This window comes from Paenibacillus sp. PAMC21692 (assembly GCF_014303795.1).
In the GTDB taxonomy this organism is placed as follows: Bacteria; Bacillota; Bacilli; order Paenibacillales; family Paenibacillaceae; genus Pristimantibacillus; species Pristimantibacillus agaridevorans.
Window position 1 is genome coordinate 2,441,947 of sequence record NZ_CP060293.1, and the last position, 21,088, is coordinate 2,463,034.

19 protein-coding genes are annotated in these 21,088 nt (G+C 53.1%); 18 read left to right on the forward strand and 1 reads right to left on the reverse strand.

All coding sequences use genetic code 11. From position 1 onward, the window contains the following. The first annotated feature begins 123 nt into the window (after positions 1–123). Positions 124–378: a hypothetical protein gene (locus H7F31_RS09780; RefSeq protein ID WP_187103990.1), complete on the forward strand. Its 255-nt coding sequence runs from the start codon at positions 124–126 to the stop codon at positions 376–378. Between the two features lie 737 nt (positions 379–1,115). Here the strand turns inward: H7F31_RS09780 and H7F31_RS09785 are convergent. After that, the gene (locus H7F31_RS09785) at positions 1,116–1,343 is read right to left on the reverse strand and encodes a DUF1128 domain-containing protein (protein WP_108993061.1); all 228 of its coding nucleotides are present in this window, start codon (positions 1,341–1,343) and stop codon (positions 1,116–1,118) included. Positions 1,344–1,589: 246 nt separating this feature from the next. Between H7F31_RS09785 and yyaC the strand changes: the two genes are divergently transcribed. The 17 genes from yyaC (at position 1,590) to H7F31_RS09870 (ending at position 20,993) form a co-directional block, all read left to right on the forward strand. Continuing rightward, on the forward strand, positions 1,590–2,168 hold the full coding sequence (gene yyaC / locus H7F31_RS09790) for a spore protease YyaC (protein WP_187103991.1): 579 nt from the start codon (positions 1,590–1,592) through the stop codon (positions 2,166–2,168). A gap of 253 nt (positions 2,169–2,421) precedes the next feature. Next, positions 2,422–3,273 (forward strand): alpha/beta fold hydrolase, encoded by an 852-nt coding sequence (locus H7F31_RS09795; RefSeq protein WP_187103992.1) that lies wholly within the window; start codon positions 2,422–2,424, stop codon positions 3,271–3,273. A gap of 90 nt (positions 3,274–3,363) precedes the next feature. Further along, entirely contained in the window at positions 3,364–4,029 is a 666-nt protein-coding gene (locus H7F31_RS09800) for a DUF6483 family protein (RefSeq protein ID WP_187103993.1), read from the forward strand. Then, positions 4,029–5,219 (forward strand): class I SAM-dependent methyltransferase, encoded by a 1,191-nt coding sequence (locus H7F31_RS09805; protein ID WP_187103994.1) that lies wholly within the window; start codon positions 4,029–4,031, stop codon positions 5,217–5,219. The genes H7F31_RS09800 and H7F31_RS09805 overlap by 1 nt, the downstream gene beginning before the upstream one ends. A 103-nt stretch (positions 5,220–5,322) precedes the next feature. Further along, the gene (locus tag H7F31_RS09810) at positions 5,323–7,002 is read left to right on the forward strand and encodes a histidine kinase N-terminal 7TM domain-containing diguanylate cyclase (RefSeq protein ID WP_261800493.1); all 1,680 of its coding nucleotides are present in this window, start codon (positions 5,323–5,325) and stop codon (positions 7,000–7,002) included. 229 nt (positions 7,003–7,231) lie between these two features. Then, positions 7,232–8,314, forward strand: coding sequence for an HD-GYP domain-containing protein (locus H7F31_RS09815; RefSeq protein WP_187103996.1), 1,083 nt, complete (start codon positions 7,232–7,234; stop codon positions 8,312–8,314). Between the two features lie 166 nt (positions 8,315–8,480). Then, a complete protein-coding gene (locus H7F31_RS09820) occupies positions 8,481–9,671 on the forward strand; it encodes a thiamine-phosphate kinase (protein WP_187103997.1) in 1,191 nt (396 codons plus the stop codon). Positions 9,672–9,681: 10 nt separating this feature from the next. Beyond that, a complete protein-coding gene (tsaE, locus tag H7F31_RS09825; protein ID WP_397374675.1) occupies positions 9,682–10,179 on the forward strand; it encodes a tRNA (adenosine(37)-N6)-threonylcarbamoyltransferase complex ATPase subunit type 1 TsaE in 498 nt (165 codons plus the stop codon). Beyond that, positions 10,176–11,084 (forward strand): tRNA (adenosine(37)-N6)-threonylcarbamoyltransferase complex dimerization subunit type 1 TsaB, encoded by a 909-nt coding sequence (gene tsaB, locus H7F31_RS09830; protein WP_187103998.1) that lies wholly within the window; start codon positions 10,176–10,178, stop codon positions 11,082–11,084. Before tsaE ends, tsaB begins: the two co-directional genes overlap by 4 nt. Before the next feature lie 2 nt (positions 11,085–11,086). Continuing rightward, positions 11,087–11,581, forward strand: coding sequence for a ribosomal protein S18-alanine N-acetyltransferase (gene rimI, locus H7F31_RS09835; protein ID WP_187103999.1), 495 nt, complete (start codon positions 11,087–11,089; stop codon positions 11,579–11,581). Beyond that, positions 11,578–12,636: a tRNA (adenosine(37)-N6)-threonylcarbamoyltransferase complex transferase subunit TsaD gene (gene tsaD, locus H7F31_RS09840; RefSeq protein ID WP_187104000.1), complete on the forward strand. Its 1,059-nt coding sequence runs from the start codon at positions 11,578–11,580 to the stop codon at positions 12,634–12,636. The genes rimI and tsaD overlap by 4 nt, the downstream gene beginning before the upstream one ends. Before the next feature lie 992 nt (positions 12,637–13,628). Beyond that, positions 13,629–15,191: a 2-isopropylmalate synthase gene (locus tag H7F31_RS09845; protein WP_187104001.1), complete on the forward strand. Its 1,563-nt coding sequence runs from the start codon at positions 13,629–13,631 to the stop codon at positions 15,189–15,191. Between the two features lie 499 nt (positions 15,192–15,690). Further along, on the forward strand, positions 15,691–16,434 hold the full coding sequence (locus tag H7F31_RS09850) for an ABC transporter ATP-binding protein (protein ID WP_187104002.1): 744 nt from the start codon (positions 15,691–15,693) through the stop codon (positions 16,432–16,434). 198 nt (positions 16,435–16,632) lie between these two features. After that, entirely contained in the window at positions 16,633–17,613 is a 981-nt protein-coding gene (locus H7F31_RS09855) for a polyprenyl synthetase family protein (RefSeq protein ID WP_187104003.1), read from the forward strand. 138 nt (positions 17,614–17,751) lie between these two features. Further along, positions 17,752–17,922 (forward strand): competence pheromone ComX, encoded by a 171-nt coding sequence (gene comX / locus H7F31_RS09860; RefSeq protein WP_179215859.1) that lies wholly within the window; start codon positions 17,752–17,754, stop codon positions 17,920–17,922. Between the two features lie 40 nt (positions 17,923–17,962). Next, positions 17,963–20,359, forward strand: coding sequence for an ATP-binding protein (locus H7F31_RS09865; RefSeq protein WP_187104004.1), 2,397 nt, complete (start codon positions 17,963–17,965; stop codon positions 20,357–20,359). Then, the gene (locus H7F31_RS09870) at positions 20,337–20,993 is read left to right on the forward strand and encodes a response regulator transcription factor (RefSeq protein WP_087571145.1); all 657 of its coding nucleotides are present in this window, start codon (positions 20,337–20,339) and stop codon (positions 20,991–20,993) included. The genes H7F31_RS09865 and H7F31_RS09870 overlap by 23 nt, the downstream gene beginning before the upstream one ends. The last annotated feature ends 95 nt before the right edge of the window (positions 20,994–21,088 follow it).

A 21,088-nucleotide genomic window follows, 5' to 3' on the forward strand; every position in this document is an offset into this window, starting at 1 on the left:
GTGGGCATTTGGATATTTTCACAAACCGTACGTCAATTGAGCAAAAATACGCAATGAAGATGAGGCAAGAGCCATTTATTCGTAAAATATACATATGCGGCAAGCCCGTTATGTGCACGCTATATGGCCAAAATCGAACGTAAAGAACCGTTAGGGCAGTTTATCCCTGGCGGTTTTTCTACTTGGGCTCTATTTCCCGGAATGAAACTTACTGCGCCGCCTAAGGACGGCGACAGCCGTATCACCTTGTTTATACAGGATTTATATAATTCGGGGATGGGACGGGCGGTTAGTGAGCAGGCGGATATGACGACCGACAGGCACGAGTATGAAATTTCGAGTACAATGGCGCGTTTGGAGGGCCAGGCGATCGAATGAGTATGAAATTTCGAGTACAATGGCACGTCGGGAGGGCCAGGTGATCGAATGAGTATGAAATTTCGAGCGCAATGGGACGTTTGGGGGGTTAGGCGATCGATTGAGTATGAAATTTCGAGTACATCGCCCCCGGTTTAGCGAGTAGGGTAGACATCTTTTTCGATTTTTCCCGCAAAGGGAAGAAAATTATAAAGATGTCACCCTTTTTTATTGCTTGTGGAAAAACAGGAAAGTTTCATAGGTTTCATGTGCAGATTAAAACGGTCGAAAAATCTAACAGACACCAGAAGGCTGTCGATTCATTGTGGACGGCAGCGCAGTTAAGTAAAGGCTGATCGTAACGGACTCCACAGTCGCTATTTCGCAAAAATGGGGCCTGTTCAAATTGTAACGGACACAGACGACCTTACTTCCGTCAAAACCGCATAGAATGGGCGGAAATGCACCAATTAGCGTCGTCTAAGTCCGTTAGATTTTCAATATCGCGAAAATGCTGCACATAGAGGCTCTGAGGTCCGTTAGCGAAAGCTGAACGTTTCAGCTCCGTTACTCACAATGAATCGACAGCGTCATTTATGTCCGTTAGACAGTGAGTGTCTGGACGTTTGGAGTTTTTGATTCGCCCGTCAGAGTGATTTTGTTCATTCAGGGCTGGCCAATCGTCGCAGCGTGATTTTGTAGAAATTGGAGCGCATTATTTGTCTGAAAACACAAATTAATGGGTTGTTCTGGAATTATTACGACTTGCGAAGCTTGCCGAGCTCCGATACAATCGCTTCTACTTCGCTGATGCTGAACTTATCCTTGCTTGCGACGATGTCATAGATATCCTTGACGTCTTCGTAGCAGGCGAGGCTGAAGCTTCCGGCTTGCATGGCGGCGCCTGAAGCCATTCTCAGCTTGGTCTTGATAGCTTCGATCATGAACTCGAGATTGTCCTGTGTTGGCGACTGCAAATCAGTCATCGGTTGTTCCCTCCTTTATTGCTTGGACGCTGATCTCGTCATTGTACCATGTTGCATATGGCGTGCACCACAAAATTGAAGAGGCGGGGCGATATCGGGTACAATGAGGAGTAGGAAAGTAAAAGTGCGAGTTCAGAAAGTTTGGTTATCCATACAATAGCGTATGCCTCCTATGCTGCGTTTTTTTCGAAAAAGCTGTAGAAGATTGGATGTAGCCAGGATCTGAGGAGCGGAGGAAATAAAGGTATGATTATCGGCAAGACGCCGCAGGCTGAACAGGAGCTCGGAACTCCCGCACGGTTAGCTTTGTTTGTCGCCGACATTGCCCGGTTGCAGCCGGACAGGGAGAAGATTCTGTTTGTCTGCATCGGCACCGATCGTTCCACCGGGGATGCGCTGGGTCCGCTAGTCGGCACGATGCTGAGGGAAAACGGCTGGCCGCGCGTTATCGGCACGCTGGCGGAGCCGTGCGACGCCCATCGGGTCGAAGGGGCTGCAGCCGCGGCGATGCAAGAACAGAGCGAGAGCGCTCTGACCGTTATCGCGATCGATGCGTGTCTGGGCAAGCCGCAATCGATCGGCGGCTACATGCTAGGGAGCGGCCCCCTGCAGCCGGGAGCGGCGACGGGACGCCAATTGCCGCCGATCGGCGACTACGCCATCGCAGGCGTCGTCAATCGGTTCGGCCCCAAGGCATACGGCATGCTGCAGACCACTTCGCTGCATCTTGTCATGGGAATGGCGAGGGAGATTGTTTCAGCTATTAACGAAGCGTGGTATATCCATAATAGTGAGAGTTCAAAAAGTTCGGTTTTCAGCACATAAGCGTATGCTTCCGATGCTGCGTTTTTTTCAAAAACGCTGTAGAAGATGGAATAAAAGTAGAAACTGAGGAGCGGAGCGTAGTGGAAGCTACGTGAGCACCGGAAGATTCGCTTGCGTTCTATATTCGATGTCGAATACGCTTCTCGGCATACTTCGTGATCAAAAGCGGACTTTTTGAACATCCTCTAATAAGCAATAACATTCTTCCGGTAGACGGGGGGATGGGCATTACACCTATGAGGAGGGATTTCGTATGAATGGCAAACCTGGCATTGACGCACAGACAATCTCTATCGCGAACAGTTCCGTAACGCTCGACAGCGGTCTCGAGCTCTCGTATTACGATTCGAAGGGCATGGGGGCGGAGGAACCGGTATTGGTGCTTCTACACGGTTACTGCGGAAGCTCCTCGTATTGGGAACAAATCATCGCCGAGTTGGCGCGGCACGCAAGAATAATCGCGCCCGATGCGAGAGGCCATGGCATTAGCGCGGCTCCTGCCGATGAAATATATTCGATGGAAGCATTCGCGGGCGATGTCGAAGAGCTGCTGGGACAGCTTGGCATCGGCGAGGCCGTCATGATCGGCCACTCGCTTGGAGGATATATAACGCTCGCTTATGCGGAGAAGTACGGGAGCAGGCTGACCGCGTTCGGACTCCTGCATTCCACGACGCTTCCGGACAGCGATGCCGCTAAAGAAAACCGTGATAAAGCGATAGCGACAATCGAGGGAGACGGAGTCGACGTCTTCGTCGAAGGGCTCGTGCCCAAGCTCTTCGCCGCCGATCGGTTGGAAGAGCTTGATATGCAGGTGGCAAGAGGCAAGGAGATTGGACGAGGAACGTCGCAGCATGGAGCGGCGGCTACGGCACGCGGCATGAAGGAACGATTCGATCGGGGTTCCGTCATTCGAGACGCGTGGGTTCCTGTGCTGATCGTGGCCGGCGGGAAGGATGGCGTTATTCCTGCCGAGAGCGCGTTCGCCGCGACAGGCGGTAAGACGACAATCGTAGAGCTTGGGGAAGCTGGACATATGAGCATGCTGGAATGTCCGGAGGATCTGAAGACGGCCATCCGGGATTTCCTCGAAAGCGTGCGGTAGTCTGCCGTCGACTATCAATAGAGTAGAAAGCCGGAGCCGGCCGTTGTTCGCCTAGAACGCGCCGGCTCCGTATTTGGGGGAGGAATAGCGTTGTTCCAAAGGGATTATTTCATGCGTATGATCTCGCAGATGACGGAAGCCATTGGTCAGATTATGAACCTGCGCCGGGAGCGGAAGCAGGAGGAAGGCCTTCTCGTTATCGACGAGCTGCTGGACAAGGAATTTCGACTTAGCAGCAAGCTAATCCGCTCGCTGTCGGATGTCGACCTGATCAAGGTCATGTCTACCAATGGCCTTCCGGACACCGATCATCTGCAGGCGATCGCGATATTGCTGAAGCAGGAAGCGCTTCTTCAAGCAGAGCTAGGCAAAGAAACGGAGAGCTTCGCCGGCTATGTCAGGTCGCTTCGATTGTTCATCCGATTATCGCTGCTGGAAGCAGAGCCGACGCTGGTGCAGCCGGATGACGAAGTGAGGGATCTGCTGGAGACGCTTCGTCCCTTTGAGCTGCCCGTTCCCGCAAAGCGGCTTCTGATGGAGTGGCATGAAGCGGGAGGCCGTTTCGCGGATATGGAGAACATCATGTACGAGCTGCTTGAGGATATGGCATTGTCCGCGGCGGACGCGGCGGCCGTCTATGAGCGGCTGCTGCTGCTGGATGACGGCAAGCTTGTCCAGGGCGGCCTGCCCCGGGAAGAAATCAGGCAAGGATTAACGGATTTGTCCGTCAACCATATGAGGAGTGAGCAGGGTTAATGAGCGAAACAGGGCAAGAGGAATGGCAGCGGACCGTAGCGGAATGGATGGAGAGAGGGGAACTGCTTCACGCTACGCTGAGCCAACCGCGGCGCAAGGATGGCGATACGCCGCCTAAAACCGTCGTAAGGCCGGTTGCCATGAAGGATGGGCTGCATTATCAATTCGAGTCTCATTACAAGGCAAAGGTGCTCCATCGAAACATGAAGGAGGAAGAGGCTGCCGAAACCTTATTATCGCTTTTAAAGGGCGATTACAGGCAGGCGTTAATAAAGACGCCGCAAGCAGACGTCCAATTGCTTTTTAGCAAGAAGGGGAAAGCTGCGGTTCGGCGTCTGGCGCCAACCGCAAAGAGCTCCGTCGCCATGGAGCATAATCGCAAGAAGCGCCGCGTGCTGGAGGAAGGCACTCCGGTGCCTTTCCTTGTGGAGCTGGGCATCATGACGCCGGAAGGCCGGGTGCACGCCAAGAAGCAGGACAAGTTCCGACAGATCAATCGATTCCTCGAGACGGTTTCGGATGTGCTGGATGATCTGCCTGCCGGACGGGAGCTGCGGATTGTCGACTTTGGCTGCGGGAAGTCTTACCTGACCTTTGCGCTGTATCATTTGCTGGCGGTAGAGCTGGGCCGGCCGATCTCCGTAGTGGGACTTGATCTGAAGGCGGACGTCATTCAGTTTTGTTCGGAGCTTGCGGGTAAGCTGGGGTATGACCGGCTGCAATTCCTGGTCGGCGATATCGCGGAATACGAAGGTCTGACATCGGCGGATATGGTTGTGACGCTGCATGCCTGCGATACCGCGACCGATGCCGCGCTGGCCAAAGCAGTGGGATGGGGAGCCTCCGTCATCATGTCCGTGCCTTGCTGCCAGCATGAGCTGTTTGGTCAAGTCGAGAGCGAAGTGCTGGCTCCGATCTTGTCCCAAGGTTTGCTCAAGGAGAGATTCGCCGCCTTGGCGACGGATGCCGTCAGAGGACAGCTGTTGGAGACGCTGGGCTACAAGGTTCAGATGCTGGAGTTCGTCGATCCGGAGCACACGCCCAAAAATCTGTTGATTAGAGCTGTGGTCTCTGGTCGCAAAGAACTATCTCTGTCTAAATGGCATGAGTATGAGGCATTCAAGTCGTTCCTTGGACTCTCTCCCGCGCTGGAGAGAATGCTACCGGGAGCATGGCCCGTTTCCAGGTAAAAATAATTTCCATCCAACAAATAGGCAATTGTCGCGAGTAATAACATTTGTTACAATGGAAATAGATGGCTACCAAACGAATGGGTGAACCTTATTGGATTGGATGATCTGGCTCGATTTCAGCATGTTTCTGATACTTGCGGCCCTGTTTCTGTATGTGTTTTCCTCAAGCACGGTTACGGTTTTGCATCGCATTTATCTCTTGCTCCACGTCGTTTTCATCATGTGGCCTCTGTTCCAGTTCGCATCGCAGACGACATCCGAGACTTCCTTTAGGATCTTGTACCTATCGGCTTCCTACATAGGACTTTCGATGCTTGGGGTCGGCTGGCTTGTCTTCATCCTTTACCTGTCGGGACAGTCCTATGTCATTCGCAAGAGCAGGATGTTTGTTCTGGCGATTCCCGCCCTTCTGTCGGTTGCGGTCGTGTGCTGGAATCCGGCGGGCATGTTCCTGCAAATCAACAACGAGTTGGGGCCCGTCAAGCAGTTGCAGCACGGTCCACTTTATTGGGTCATGATCGGACAGCTCTTGCTTTATCTATCCGTGTCGCTGATTTTATTGATTCATAAGCTTCGAATGAAAGACGAATCTACTCGGCAACGTCAGATGGTCCGGACGGCATTGATCGGATTGTTTATGTTGGCGTTTTTCGCGATTGGAGATCTGCTCGTCAACATCTATTTCATCGATCTTCTGAACAACTACATTCCGCTCATCTCTATCGGCCTGACAACGACGGCCGTCTATATCGTAAATGCGATCAGCCGAAACCGAGTGTTCGACATCATCGGCATTGTGCAGCGCGACGTCATGAATACGATGTCAACGGGCATTCTTGTCATCGACGAGAACGACGTCATTCTGGAGATCAACAAAATGCTGCAACCGATACTAAAGCTGCGAATCGGGGATTTCTTCCAGCCGTTTTCGCTTGCAGCGCAATTTAAGGATGAGCCGGCCAGGCAGCTGCTGGCGCTCTTTGAGTCTCAACGAATGCGTCCCATGGAGCGGCTGGAAGTGGAGCTTAACATCAATTTCAACGACATCTGCTACGTGGTCGTGCAGTCGGCCCCGATATTGGACGGGAAGAAGCGAATAATCGGCCGCGTCTTGACCTTTCAGGATGTAACGGAGCTTAGAATGCTGGTAGAAGAGACGAATTCCCAGAACGAGCTGCTGCAGCAACGGAACAAAGAGCTTCTCGTTATGCAGGACGAGCTGTCCCAAGCGAACAGGAAACTGGAGCAAATGGCGATTACGGACGGCCTTACGGGCTGTTTCAATCGCAGATACTTGCTGCAGCAGCTCGAAAGCGAGATCGTATCGAATATTCGGTACGGCATTCCGTTTTCCTTGTTTATCTTCGATCTGGACCATTTCAAAATGATCAACGATCGTTTCGGTCATCTTGCCGGCGACGAAGTATTATGCAGCACGGTACAAGCCGTACGAAGAGTACTGCGTCCGACGGATGTGCTGGCCAGATTCGGCGGGGAAGAATTCACGGTCTATTTGCCCCATACGAATCGGGAGCAGGCCGACCTTATCGCGGAGCAGGTCAAGATGACTGTGGAGCAGAACAAGGTGCCGTCCGGCATTGGTGACGGAGTTGTCTCCGTGACGATCAGCATGGGCGTTAGAACGATCGACCGGTTCGATCTGGACAATCTGACTGATCCGAAGTCTTATCTGCGCGAACTGATGGCAGAAGCGGATGCTGCATTGTACGAAGCGAAGTATAGCGGACGCAACCGGATCGTTAAGAGCAAGCTGGCGTAAGCGGATTGCTCCGAGCGAGAGAGGGATGACAGCAGATTGACTGCTTCGTCCTTTTTTTTCCACTTTTCGTGTTCAGATTTTGTTCAGAAGGTTGTGCTTCATCCGGGCCAAGTGGATATTAGCTACATAGTCAGACGTTATGATGTTTGCTAATATATAAATGCATGTCAACCTCTTCGAGCTTCACCTTCGCGGATAAAGACTCACAATGAAGGCAGGTATACACAAAATGAGAAAAGTGCAGCTAGCAATGGCGAAGCCGGGGGATCGGATTGCCAGATCGATCTTTCAAGAGAATGGCAACGTCTTGCTCGGGACCGGAGTTGAATTGAACGAGCGATACATCGAGAGGCTTCGCAACATCGGTATCGACTTTCTATATATTGAAGACGGGCTTTCCGAGGACATTGAACCTGAGGAGACGATTCGGGACGAGACACGGACGAAGGCTGTCAATGAAATTTATAAAACCATGAATTCCTTCAAAGACGAGGTCGTGTCCAAAGGTCGGACGATTGCTCCCGATATAGGGCGCAATTTTCGCGCGGTGTTCGGCAACATCATGCAGGATCTTGCTACTCGACCGAATATGCTGGTCAATCTGTCGAGTATTCATTCCATGGACGCCTATTTGTTCCAACATTCCTTCAATGTAGCCGTATTGTCCGGCATTATGGGGATCGCCAAGGGATTCAATCGGAATCAATTGGAGGAGCTGGGCGTAGGCGCTCTGCTCTTTGACATCGGCATGACGAAGCTGCCGCCGGAACTGCTGAGCAAGACGGGACGTTATACGAAGGAAGATATGGAGTTGATGCATTCGCATCCCAAGCTGGGCTTCGATATTTTGCGCAAATATCACGATATCTCCATCGTATCCGCGCACTGCGCTTTGCAGCACCACGAACGCTTCAACGGCATGGGGTATCCGCGAAACTTGAAAAAGGATGAAATTCATATATATGCTCAGATCGTCGGACTGGCCGACACCTATGATGCGCTCGTATCGCCGCGTCTGCATCGCAAGCGTTATACGACAAGCGAGGCGATCGAATTTCTATTCGCTTCCGGCGGCACGTTCTTCGATCTGGATCTGATCAAGCTGTTCTGCAGCCATATCTCGGTATACCCCGTGGCAACGACGCTTCAGCTGAATACAGGTCAAGTTGTAGTGGTGACGGAAAATAACCAGCTTGCGGTGCATCGCCCCAAAGTGCGCGTCATTATGGAGGCGGATGGGACTTTGCCCAAGTCCCCGTACGAGATCGAGCTTAAGGATCAGCTTCACATTACAATAGTGAAGGAGTTGTAATAACGAGAGAGAAGCGCTGGCGATTGCGGCGCGTAACGGAAGCCTCCCCCGCTAATCGGCAGAAGCCGCGGCGTAGGAGGTTTTTTGTCTGTATCGCAAGCTTTGAATCCTGCTCCGTTTAGGGTAGAATGGGGGGATATAAGAAGAGAAAAGGGAGATTGTCGGTGTGGATGAGTTTGCTAGCATAACGCTTTGGACGGGGCGTCGGCAGTCGGCGGAATGGCAGCGCGCGCGAGGCGTGTCGCTCGGTATCGGCGACGATGCCGCGGCTGTCGATATCACCGGGGCGAGCGACGGCATCCTTGGCGCCAAGCACATGGTGCTCGCGGTCGACACGATGGTGGAGAGCGTGCACTTTAGCGGCGAGACGATGAGGGACGAAGACGTCGGCTACAAGGCTCTTGCCGCCAATGTGAGCGATATTGCCGCGATGGGCGGCGTGCCCCTGCATGCGCTCGTATCGGTCGCCGTGCCGAAGTCGTACGGTCCGGAGCGGATGCGGAGGTTGTACGACGGGCTGTACGAATGCGCCGAGCGCTATGGGGTGGCCGTGATCGGAGGCGACACGACGTCGTCGCCGGATCGGCTGGTTATATCCGTCACGCTGACGGGAACCGTCGAGGCGGGACGCGAGGTGCGGCGATCCGGAGCGAAGCCCGGTGAGGCCGTGTTTTTGACCGGCGCCGTGGGACTGTCGGCGGCGGGGCTGCATCTGCTGCTCGCCGAGGCAGGCGGAGGCGGAGCTGCTGGTTCTGCGAAGCAGCGGTTGCAGGCCGGCGATGTTGAGGCGGGCCATGTCGCGCCGCGTGCGGAAGCGGAGCATGTTGTGCCGCGTGTGGAAGCGGGCTATCTTGAGCTGATACAAGGACAAGGGCAAGACGGTGAGCGGGAGACGGGGCAGAGCCGTGCTGCTCTTGTAGCGGCGCATCGGCGTCCCTCTCCGTCGGTACGGGCCGGCAGACTTCTGCTGGAGCATGGGAGCAGCAGCCTGAACGACGTCAGCGACGGAGTTGCCAGCGAGGCGTGGGAGATTGCGGAAGCTTCGGGGCTTCGGCTTGTCCTCCGAGAGAGCCGTCTCCCGTTAGACGATGCTCTTAAGACGTATGGCGCCGATGCCTCTCTTAATCCGCTGGAATGGATGCTTTATGGCGGCGAAGATTACGTGTTGCTAGGAACGATTGCCAAGGACAAGCTGGAAGAGGTTCGTGAAGTTTTCCGCGAGGAGGGACTTTCCTTTTTCGAGATCGGCGAGACGTTGGAGGGGTCGGTTGGCGTGGAGCTCGTCCGTGAGTCGGCACAAAGCGGCGATGAGCGGAATATTCCTGTGGCGAAACGGGGGTATAATCATTTTGGATAATGAAGCGGTGATGGGGATGAAAGCGGGCAAGGGAACGGCTGTTCAAGAAGTGGGCAGCTTGCAGGAAACGAAAATATGGGCGTCCAGACTGGCGGCTCTCTCAGGTCCGGGTACGGTCATCGCTCTCGATGGCGATCTCGGCGCGGGCAAGACCGCATTCTCTCAGGCGTTCGCCGCGGCATTAGGCGTTAAAGGCGTGGTAAACAGTCCAACTTTCACGATTATTAAGGAATACGAGGGGGAGAGCCTCCCTTTCTATCACATGGATGTTTATCGGTTGTCCGTTGATGAAGCGGACGAGCTGGGGCTTGACGAATATTTTTACGGAAACGGCGTCACGATTGTGGAATGGGCCAGTTTGATCGAGGAACTGCTGCCGCCTAATCGCCTGTCTATCTATATCGAGCATCTCGGAGGAGAAGCAAGACGGTTCCGGTTGACGGGATGGGGAGAGCCGTATGCGGAGTGGCTGGACAACGCTATGGAACAGGAGCAACTTGGACAATGAATAAGGCAGCATGGGCAGAGAGCGGCCCGGTTATCGCTCTGGATACGTCTACGGCTGCGATGGCAGCCGCGATTATCCGTGACGGGGAAGTGCTGGGAGAGGTGCAGTCGTTGGCGGAACGCAATCATTCCGTTCATGTCATCTCCCATTTAAAGAATCTATTGTCATCGTCGAATATAAAGCCGGAGGAGCTGGCGGGTATCGTCGTCGGCAACGGTCCCGGCTCCTATACGGGCATGCGGATTGCGGTCACGGCCGCCAAGACGCTGGCCTGGTGCTGGGAGAAACCGCTGGCAGGCGTCTCCAGTCTCGAAGCGATCGCGTTCGGAGCTTGGCACAGAGGGATGGAAGACGCGCCTGCAGGCGGTGAAATCACGAATGCTCGTACCGAAACGAGCCGCGAGCATTGGGTGCTGCCTATTATGGATGCCAGGCGGGGGCAAGTGTATGCCGCGGGTTTTGTTTGCCGTGCGGGTGCAGATGGAACCGAGGTCGAAGAATGGTCGAGATTCGCCGAGGATGGCGTGCGGATGATGGAACGATGGGTGGACTCGATTCTTGAGCGAATCAAGGATACGGTTGGGAGAAAAGCGGGTTCTGATGGTGCTTGTGCAGAGGGAATCGCCAACTCGGATCGGATACATGCAGCCGTGCCTGTCGTCTGGCTCGTCGGCGACTTGTCGCTGCATGGACCGGCAGCCGAGCGGCTGGCCGCGCAGGGAGCGGAGCTTGGTGCCGAAGTCCGGCTAACGCCTTACGTCATGGAAGGCCGATACTTGGCGCAGCTTGGCCAAAGACGTCTTGCTGCAGGCGAGAACGAAGATCCGCATACCTTCATTCCGAATTACACGCAGCTTACGGAAGCGGAAGTGAAGTTGAAGGCGAAGCGGGCGAGTGAGGGATAGAGATGCCGGTGAATCATGCAAAGCTTGTATATCGCCCCATGTCGTTAGCTGACATTCCTGCCGTTCTGCTCATCGAGCGGGAATCGTTTAGCAGTCCCTGGACGGAAGAATCGTTCGTGAACGAGCTGAAAAACAATATGTTCGCCAGATACCTCGTGCTGGAATACGGCGGAGAATTAATCGGATATGGCGGCATGTGGATCATTATGGACGAGGCGCATGTCACGAACATCGCGATCAGATCCGATGTCAGGGGCATCGGGCTCGGGCATCGGCTCATGGCTCAGCTGCAGCGTACAGCGCTGTTCTACGGCGCGGCGCGCATGACGCTGGAGGTGCGCGTCTCCAACGAGCATGCGCAGCGGCTATACCGGAAGCATGGCTTCCAGCCATCCGGCGTACGCCCGAACTATTATTCGGATAACAACGAAGACGCGCTTATTATGTGGGCGGAGCTGGATGAGAGCCGGCTGGGAACGGGAGAGGAAAGTCATTGAATACAACTGGCAATTACGATGAAACTTTGATACTTGCGGTAGAGACAAGCTGCGACGAGACATCGGTGGCGGTCGTCAAGGGCGGCAAACATATTCTGTCCAATGTAGTCAGCAGCCAGATCGACGTTCACGAAGCTTTCGGCGGAGTCGTGCCGGAGATTGCCTCGCGCAAGCATGTCGAAAGCATAACGTTAATTATCGAACAGGCCATCCGCGAATCGGGACATGGATTAAAGGATATGTCCGCCATTGCGGTCACGCAAGGACCCGGGTTGGTCGGGGCGTTGCTCGTAGGCATCGTCGCGGCAAAAAGTCTGTCGCTCGCGTTGGACATTCCGCTAATTGGAACGCATCATATAGCGGGTCATATTTATGCCAACGAGCTTGAGCATGAGCTTAAATATCCGTGCTTGGCGCTTGTTGTGTCCGGCGGGCATACCGAGCTGGTTCTGCTGGAGAAAGAAGGCAGCTTCCGGCTGATCGGCCGTACCCGCGACGATGCGGTGGGCGAAGCCTATGATAAGGTCGCCCGCTCATTGAAGCTGCCTTATCCCGGCGGACCGCATATCGACAAGCTGGCTGCGGAGGCCAAAGCTGCGATCGAGCTGCCCAGGGCATGGCTGGAGGAGGGGAGCTACGACTTTAGCTTCAGCGGGTTAAAATCCGCCGTGCTTGCCGTCATTAATCAGACGCGCATGAAGGGGCTTGAGCTGGACGAAGCTGCACTGGCCCGCGGCTTTCAGGAATCCGTGATCGAGGTGCTCGTGACCAAATCGCTTAGAGCCGCCTCGGCTTATGGCGTCAAGCAGCTCTTGTTGTGCGGGGGCGTTGCCGCCAACCGGGGCCTGCGGGCTGCGCTTGCAGCTCGCTGCGAAGCCGAGGGGCTGCCGCTCCTCATCCCGTCCGGCAAGTTATGCACGGACAATGCCGCCATGATTGGAGCGGCTGCGCATCTGAAGCTGAAGCGCGGCATGTATTCCGACCTTGATCTAAAGGCCGATCCCGGTCTGTCTCTGGAAGCATGGTCGCCGGAGATTGAAAATCGGACTTTTTGAAGTTCGAATTGACAGATAATTATCGTCCGGCTATAATAAACAGCAATACTTCAATCCTCATATTCGCAAACGCTAAGAACAGGAACAGTAGAGGTGCTCCGGGACGCATAGGGACGTAATGTCTTGATTGCTCAGAGAGCTGCGGGTGGTGCAACGCAGTCGATGGAAGCCTTGAAGCTCGCCTGGGAGCGGAACTAAGGAACATTGTCATGTCTCTCATGCATGGGAGGGCAATTTACTTAGTTACGGTTAACCTCCGTAAGCAGGTTCATCGTGATGGACTCCGGATCCGTAAACGATGATTAAGGTGGGCATTCTTTCGTCTTTTTTGACGGAGGCTGCCAACAAGGGTGGTACCGCGCGGGTCTTCGTAACCTGTCGTCTCTTGAATAAGAGACGGCAGGTTTTATTTATTTTCAGGACCATTAACGAGTCGGTCGACTGGCGGAGGGGAAAAGGTGCACCTTATCGCCCGCCAGAGCGAACATCCTGATTGATGGATAAACAGATCGATGGCAAAGAGCGCTGCGAATGAGGCAAGTGAAGTGAACTTAATCGAATACTGAATAAACGCTATGAGCAGGAGCAAGTAGAGCAACGGTTGGCAAATCGGTTCACAAAATCATGGTTCTCATGAAAAGGTGGATACGGTCAAGAGAGCTGCGGGAAGGTGCGACGCAGTCAAAACCAGGGCTTGAATCTCGCCTGTGAGCGGAATACGGGAACGTGGCAGCCATTTTCGAAGCGCAAGCTTCGGGATAGAACCATTCGCCGCCGGTACTGTATTACGGATCGCCTCCGTCAACGGGCTTTAAGCGGGCATGCTGCACCGGACATTCGCGTTCGGGCACGGCCAATTGGAGTGGTACCACGGCAGAAGCGTTAAGCTTGTCGTCTCTTGATCGATTGATCGGGGATGGCGGGCTTTTTTTCGTTTAGAAATAACCTTAGCTACTACACTTCTATAGGACCATTATCGAGGAGGAAAAACAATGGAAAACTACAAAAAAATTCAAATATTTGATACAACCTTGAGAGATGGAGAACAATCGCCGGGAGCCTCGATTGCACCGGAGCGTAAAATCGTCATTGCCCGCCAGCTCGCCAAGCTGGGCATCGACGTGATCGAGCCGGGGTTCGCGGTGTCCAGCGCCGGCGAGTTCGCGGCGGTACAGCAAATATCGCGCGAGCTGCAGCAGGTGGAGATCGCCGGCTTCGCACGGGCGGTCAAAGGCGATATTGACGCAGCGGTTCAGGCAACGGCGGATGCAGCTCGCCGCAGACTCCATCTGTTCATCTCGTCGTCGGACATTCATCTGAGCCATCAGCTGCGCAAGTCGCGGGAAGAGGTCATTCGGATTGCCCGCGATATGGTGGCGTACGGCAAACAATTCGTGGACGAAATCGAATTTTCGGCGATGGATTCGACGCGGTCCGGCCGTGATTTCGTCATCCAGCTGGTCGAAGCCGTCATCGAGGAGGGCGCAACAATCATTAACTTGCCGGATACGCTGGGGTATGCGATGCCGAACGAAGTTATCGAGCTGTTCCAGGCTGTGCGCAAGGAGGCTCGGGGCGGCAATAAGGTGCGATACAGCGCGCATTGCCACAATGATTTGGGTATGGCGGTAGCGAACAGCCTGGCCGCGATCCAAGGAGGGGCAACGCAGATCGAAGTGACCGTGAACGGCATCGGCGAGAGGGCGGGCAATTGTTCGCTGGAGGAGCTGGTTATGGCCATCGAGACGCGTCGGGACTATCTGAAGGCGGAGACGAACGTCCAAATCGATCAGATCTACGAGACGTCGCGAATCGTCAGCCGGACGATGAATTTCCCCATCGCCTACAACAAGCCGATAGTCGGACGTAATGCATTCCAGCACGAATCCGGCATCCATCAGGACGGACTGCTGAAAAACCGGAATACGTATGAGATCATGGATCCCGAGGCGATGGGCATCTCCAGAAGCATGATCGTGCTGGGCAAGCACTCGGGCAGCCATGCCATCAAACATCGTCTGGCGGACTTCGGCATTGAGCCGACAGAGGAGCAATTCAAGGCGATCTACACCAGGTTCAAGGAAGTTGCGGACGGGCAGAAAATCGTGACGGACAACGAGTTGATCCGCATAGCCGGCGACATGACCCGGACGCAGTTGGACCCGCTCGTCTTGGTGGATCTGCTGGTGCATGCAGGTACGCAGCGAGCGCGGACCGCAACCGTTACGGTACGCGAGAACCAGGACGGCCGCGAAGAAAGTTATACGGCTATGGGCGAAGGGCCGCTCGAAGCCGTTATCCTGGCACTGAAGCAAGCCATTCCGGCTGAGGCGGAATTCGAGGACCTGGAGCTGCATTCGCTGTCTACCGGAGAAGATGCGTTCGGCGAAGCGGTAGTGAGCGTGCTTTATGGCGGCGAGAGATTCAGGGGCAGCTCTGTGCATAATGATATTATTCTGGCGGCTGCGCAGGCATACGTGTCCGCATGCAACCAGGCATTTATGTCTGCGGGGGCGGCTCAGAGAGAGAATCACGGCAGCAGGAAGATTAACTAAGTCGAATAATGGGGGTTCCCCAACAAAATAGCTGACATGTGCACAAACTTATCCACAATCGACCCTCGTTTTGGGGATAAGTTTGTAAAGAGGGCGTAAACCTTGGGTTTGCGCCCTCTTTCTTATGTGGGGGAAACGGGGATAACTTTTTCACAATTGAATTGTGGATAATGTGGATAAAGTGGATATAAACAACGAGATCATAGGCTCCTGCGCATATTATTCGTCAGAAGCTTGGAAATTGCGGGCCTAATCCCGAAAAATGTCGACAGAATTAACTAACAATTTATCCAGAGTTGTGGATAAGCCTGTTAATAGGTATGTCGAACCAACGAAACCAAGGCGCGAGAGGCGGATTTTCAAGGGATAAATGCGGCAATCGACAGCGCGTGGCGAGAGCGCAATGAAATTTGCGTTAATTACGAATCAAGTTTTCGGTGAAAACACCAGCTGGATGAGCTATCTTAACAATAAAGTCATACATGCGGAGGTAAACTGAATGGATAAGGGAGCCGTCATCCAGGTGAATCAAGTCAGCAAGCATTTAGGCGCTAACCATGCAATCAAGCAAGTATCCTTTCAGGTGAGGCAAGGAGAACTATTCGGCGTAATTGGCAAGAGCGGGGCGGGCAAGACGACGCTGCTGGAGCTGATTTCGGGCCAAAGCAAACCCGACGAAGGTTCCGTAAGCGTGCTAGGCTTCAATATGTTGACGGATGGGGATAAACTGAAGGAACACATCAATTTTTTGATGGGAACAACGACTTTGATCGATAAAATGACGGTGAGGGAAGCGCTGGAGATGTTCCAGGACTTCTATCAACGAACGATCGATACCGACGTCGTTCTAAAGCAGTTCGGACTGGCGCCCTATGCCGACAAGATCGTCAAGCGGCTGTCCGGCGGCTTGCGGCAGCGGACGACGCTTGCGATCTCCGTCGTCAATGATCCCGAGATTATCTTTCTCGACGAACCTACGACCGGTCTCGACAGTCAGGCGAAGCGCGAGTATTGGTCTATTCTTGCGGGACTGAGACTGCAAGGCAAGACGATTGTCATCATCTCCCACGATATGACGGAAATTCAATATTGCTGCGATCGTGTCGGCGTCATGAAAGAGGGGCAACTTGTCGTATGCGACAGCCCGATGACGCTGATCGAAGAGCTTCCCAGGGGCGGGCTTACAATGGAGGCGGTATACATGGAGTATGCCGTGGGCAGCAGGGGAGGCGTTGAAGTTTAAACCGGTTGAACAAGGCAAGCGCGTCCAAGATCCGTCCAGCGAACACAGAAGTCTAATGGAGATAAGGATGGAAATGATCGCACTTCTCTTATCACGCAGGAGCGAGGAGGGAATTGGTGATTCAAAGAAGAACGATGCCAGCAAGCGGAGAACGTAGTATACTGGTTATGGCATTGTTTAACTTGCGGAGGAATCCATATGGATTGGGTACATAATGACTGGAATAATCTAAACGATAGAATCGGCGAGGCAATGAAGTCGCTCATTCGGGAAAGGTTCCAATCCCGGCGGCTTCAGAAGCACGCGCTTGATTTCGTGGAAGACAAGCTCGGCGAGGCAATGATCTTCGGATCTTTGACGTTCGTTCACTACCATATGTACGGCGGTAGCGAGGGCGACCCTCTTATGACGGCGGCGGGCATGGAATTATTGATTCTGGCAACGGATATTCTCGATGATTTGGAGGATGGAGACGCGCCTGCCAAGCCATGGATGAACATTCCTATGCCGGAGTCGCTTCATGCCGCAACCTCCATCCTGACGCTGTCGCAGCAGGCGATGCTGCAAGGGATAAAGGATATCAGACATCGTGGCGAATTCGCAGAACGGCTCAACAATCAACTGCTGCTTTCCGCGAACGGACAGATGATGGATATTGCCGGCGAAGCGAAGGACGAGGATGGTTACGTGGAGATGATACGGTTGAAGTCCGCGTCTTTGTTCGTTCTGGCCTGCAATGCAGGCGCGATGTGCGCGGGACGCGAGTGGAGTCCGGACATAGAAGCGTATGCGGAAGCGCTGGGGCTGTCCGCCCAGATGAAGAACGACGTAAGGGATCTTGTGCGCTGGGACGACAAAAGCGATTTCCTGGGGCGAAAGATCAGTTTGCCGCTGCTGTATTTGATGGAAAGCAGCACGGAGCAGGATTCCTGGATTATAGACTACTTCCAAGGGAGATCCGGCGCGGAAGCTGTTCTGGACAGGCAAGAACAGTTCCGCGAAGCGCTGGAACGGACAGGCGCCTTGCTGTATGGAACAGTGATGGGACGTATGCACTATAATCGTTTCCTTGATTTGCTGGACGCCATGCCTGCCGAAGATAGGTGGAAGGAAGGGCTTGTTCGCATGCTGGGCGATGATAGTCGGATCAATGACAGGGCCCTTCGATCTAACGCCTAGTCCATAGGGAGCGAAATCACGCAAAAGCTATTTCGGTAAATACCAATCAAGTTTGCGTTTGCCTGCTATCCTATGTCTGATATAGTAGAAATGTACTATATTCGATGTTCATTAATAGGAGAAGCGGAGGAATGTAAAATGTTGAAGGACATGATTCGTCAATTGGCAAGCAGCGCAGAGAGTATGAAGTTGGTTATGGGTGGACAAGTTCAATTGGCAGGAGTTTCAACGGAAGAACAGAGAGCTCTCCTAGGCGAATTGAAGGATAAGGACAACGGTGCCCGTTATTTCGGTTACGGCTGGAACTAGTTTCCAAGTCAGATGAAGAGATTGAAAGGAAGAGGTTTGCATGAAATCTACGGCAATGAAAAGGCTGAGCGCATTCCTCTTCTTGATTTTTTTTGTCACAATAACAATTTATTTGACTGCCGTCATTATTCGCGTTCCTTCCATCGGAGCGTACGTCCTTCCTCAGGATAATGCCGGTTTTTTTGTTGTTTCACTGGCACCTGGGGGCCAGGCCAAGATGAACGGACTACAGATTGGTGACCGGGTGCTTGAGATCAATGGCAAGCAGGCGAACGAATTCCCCAATCTGTTGAAATACGATTCGCTGGAGGACGCGGACAACGTCCTTATCGAACGTCGAGGCAGCTCCATAATCTCTATTACGTTCGCCAAAGCCTGGTCGGGCGAGCATACGACGCTCGAATTATTGCTGCAGCTATACATACCGGGAATATCGCTATTCGTGTTCTGCGCGTTCTCCGCATTCCTTTATGTAAAACGAAATCATGATCCGGCGGCTATTATGCTCATTCTGTTTTTCTCGTCGATAGGGATAAGCTACTACAGTTCCTCGGCGTCCATCTTGAGGGACCCCGTCGGTTTATCGATTATTTATGTCGTATTGCCTACCATTCCGTTATTGTATATGAGCTTCATGAACATTTATCTGCGAAGATTCGACGCAAGCCTTATCGACAAGCGATGGCTTGTCGTACTTTTCGGAATCGTCGGCGCGGTCAGCGCGAGCAGCCTGATCTATATTTGGACGGATTTGCTTAGCAACGAGACGTTTAATTATATCAAGAATGCCTATAGCGCCATTGTGCTCGTCGGCAATCTCGTTTGCGTCTACAAGCTTGTGCTCAAATATATGAAACACCGTTTTACGAAGCTTCATTCGCTGTTTACGATAACGTTGACGGCCCACCTCGTGGCTTTTACGCCATTTGCGGCTTTGAACTTGTTGCCGCAGCTGTTTGGCAACGATCAGGTTCTGCCTCCGGCATTCACGGCTTTGTTTTTGTTTGTGCTGCCGATCGTCTATTTCTATCTGTCGACTTCCAATCAGCTGTTCGACATAGATTTTATATTAACTCGATTCAAGTATTACACGGCGTTGTCACTCCTGCCGGCCTTACTGCTGGCGGCAGTGGTCACGCTCGCGGCCCAGGCGCCGGATGGCAGCGCCTGGTCGAAATTTATCGGATCGTTTGTCATTGTATATGTAGGCATGACATTGTTCCTGTACGCTAAGGAACAGATCGATCAGCGGTTCCGGCCTAGGTTGTTCAAGGCGATGTACAGCTATCAGGACAGTCTGGATCGCTTCTCCCGCAATGTGGCTAAGGTCATGAAGCAAGGCGATCTGGAGTCGGTTCTCAAGAACGAGATCAACCAGTTGCTGCCCGTAGGCCGCATAACGTTCCTTATCGTCGATCAGTCGGAGCATGCGGTGTTTCCTATGAGCGATGAACACGAGGAGATGGTAACCGCCGACTTCCTGTTGGGCACCGTCAACGCGTTCAAGCTTGGAGACTTGATTGATCTTCCGTACGGTCTAGGTCTCGTAATCGGCAAGCAACGTTCCAGATACCATGTATTGTGGATTGGGATGAAGACGAATCATACGAAATTTAATTCCGACGAAATTCGCTGGCTAAAAACTATGGCCAACTATTCCAGCATTGTGTTCGAGAATCTGTATTTGATCGAAGGACTGATCGAGGATCTGCAATCCGAGGTCCGCAAAGAACACGCGCCTTCCCCATGGGTGCTTAGGATGTTGTTCCTCCTGTCGGAGAACGAGCGGCGAAAGCTGGCAGCGGATCTTCATGATTCCGCGTTGCAGGACCAATTGCTCTGGTATCGCAGACTGGAGAGCATCATGATGGACCATCCCCTCTCGGAAAAGCTCGGCAATGAGCTGGAAGCGATTAAAGAAGGGCTTCTGGACGTCATCCATCAGATCAGGGAAACCTGCAATGAACTCAGGCCTCCGTTGCTTAAGGAGATGGGGGTTGTCGAGGCGGTGGAGTCGATTATCGAGCATACGCAGATGAGGGTTAACTTCGAAGTGAAATTCCGTTCCAAGCCTATTCAACACGAGCTGAATGAGGAGCAGATAACGGCGATCTACCGAATCGTTCAGGAACTGCTGCGCAATGCCGACAAACATGCAGACGCCAAGGTTATTACGCTGGAGCTAGAATTGCGCAAGGATATGTTGTATTTCCGCTATCAGGATGACGGCATCGGCATGGATGTCGAAGGGATGGCGGAATCTTTCGAACATATGGGGTTATCGGGCATTAAGGAACGTGTCGCGAGTCTGGATGGCGAAATTTCGTTCGTATCGGAGCGCGGCCGGGGACTTGAGGTGACAATCCTGATGCCGGTTATGATAGAAGGGGCAAGAACCGAAAGGGGTATTACGGGTGATTCATATCTTATTAGTTGACGATCATCCTTCCGTGGGAGAAGGCACGAAGACGATGATTGAACAAGATGGCGAGATGAAGGTGACTGTTGCACATTCCGCTTTGGAAGCTTTAAACAAAGTGCAGACAGGCAAGGAACCGTTCGATCTGATTCTTTGCGATCTCAATATGCCCGGCATAAGCGGGCTGGAATTGACGAAGCGCTTGCTTCAGCTGGATCCGGATCGCAAGATCGTCATCTATTCCGGCTACGAGATTGGCTCGCACTTTAATCTGCTTATCGAATCTGGCGTTTCCGGCTTCATATCGAAGACGGCTTCGCGGGAGCAACTGCACAACTCCATTCGCTGCGCGTTACGGGGAGAGGCGGTTATCCCCATTACGTTGCTAAAGCAGCTAAGACGAAACGAAGTATTGGTGGCCCGATCGGAGTTATCCATCGAAGACGTATCGATCAACGAGAAAGAGATGACTATTCTGTCTGAGGTTGCTGCGGGCGTAAGCAACAAGGAGCTTGCAGCTAGTTTGCATGTCAGCCAACGCAATGTGGAATATCAATTGACGCGTATTTTCGAGAAGTTAAATGTAAGATCCCGTTCGGAGGCTATTCGCGAAGCGAAACGTCTCGGACTTATTAGTATGGAAACCTATTAATGTCATAGAAGAGGGCTGCAGGCGCGATGAGAGTATCATCGTGCCGGCAGCCCTCTATAATTAAGTTTGACCCGCCACACTCCGTGCAATCCCTA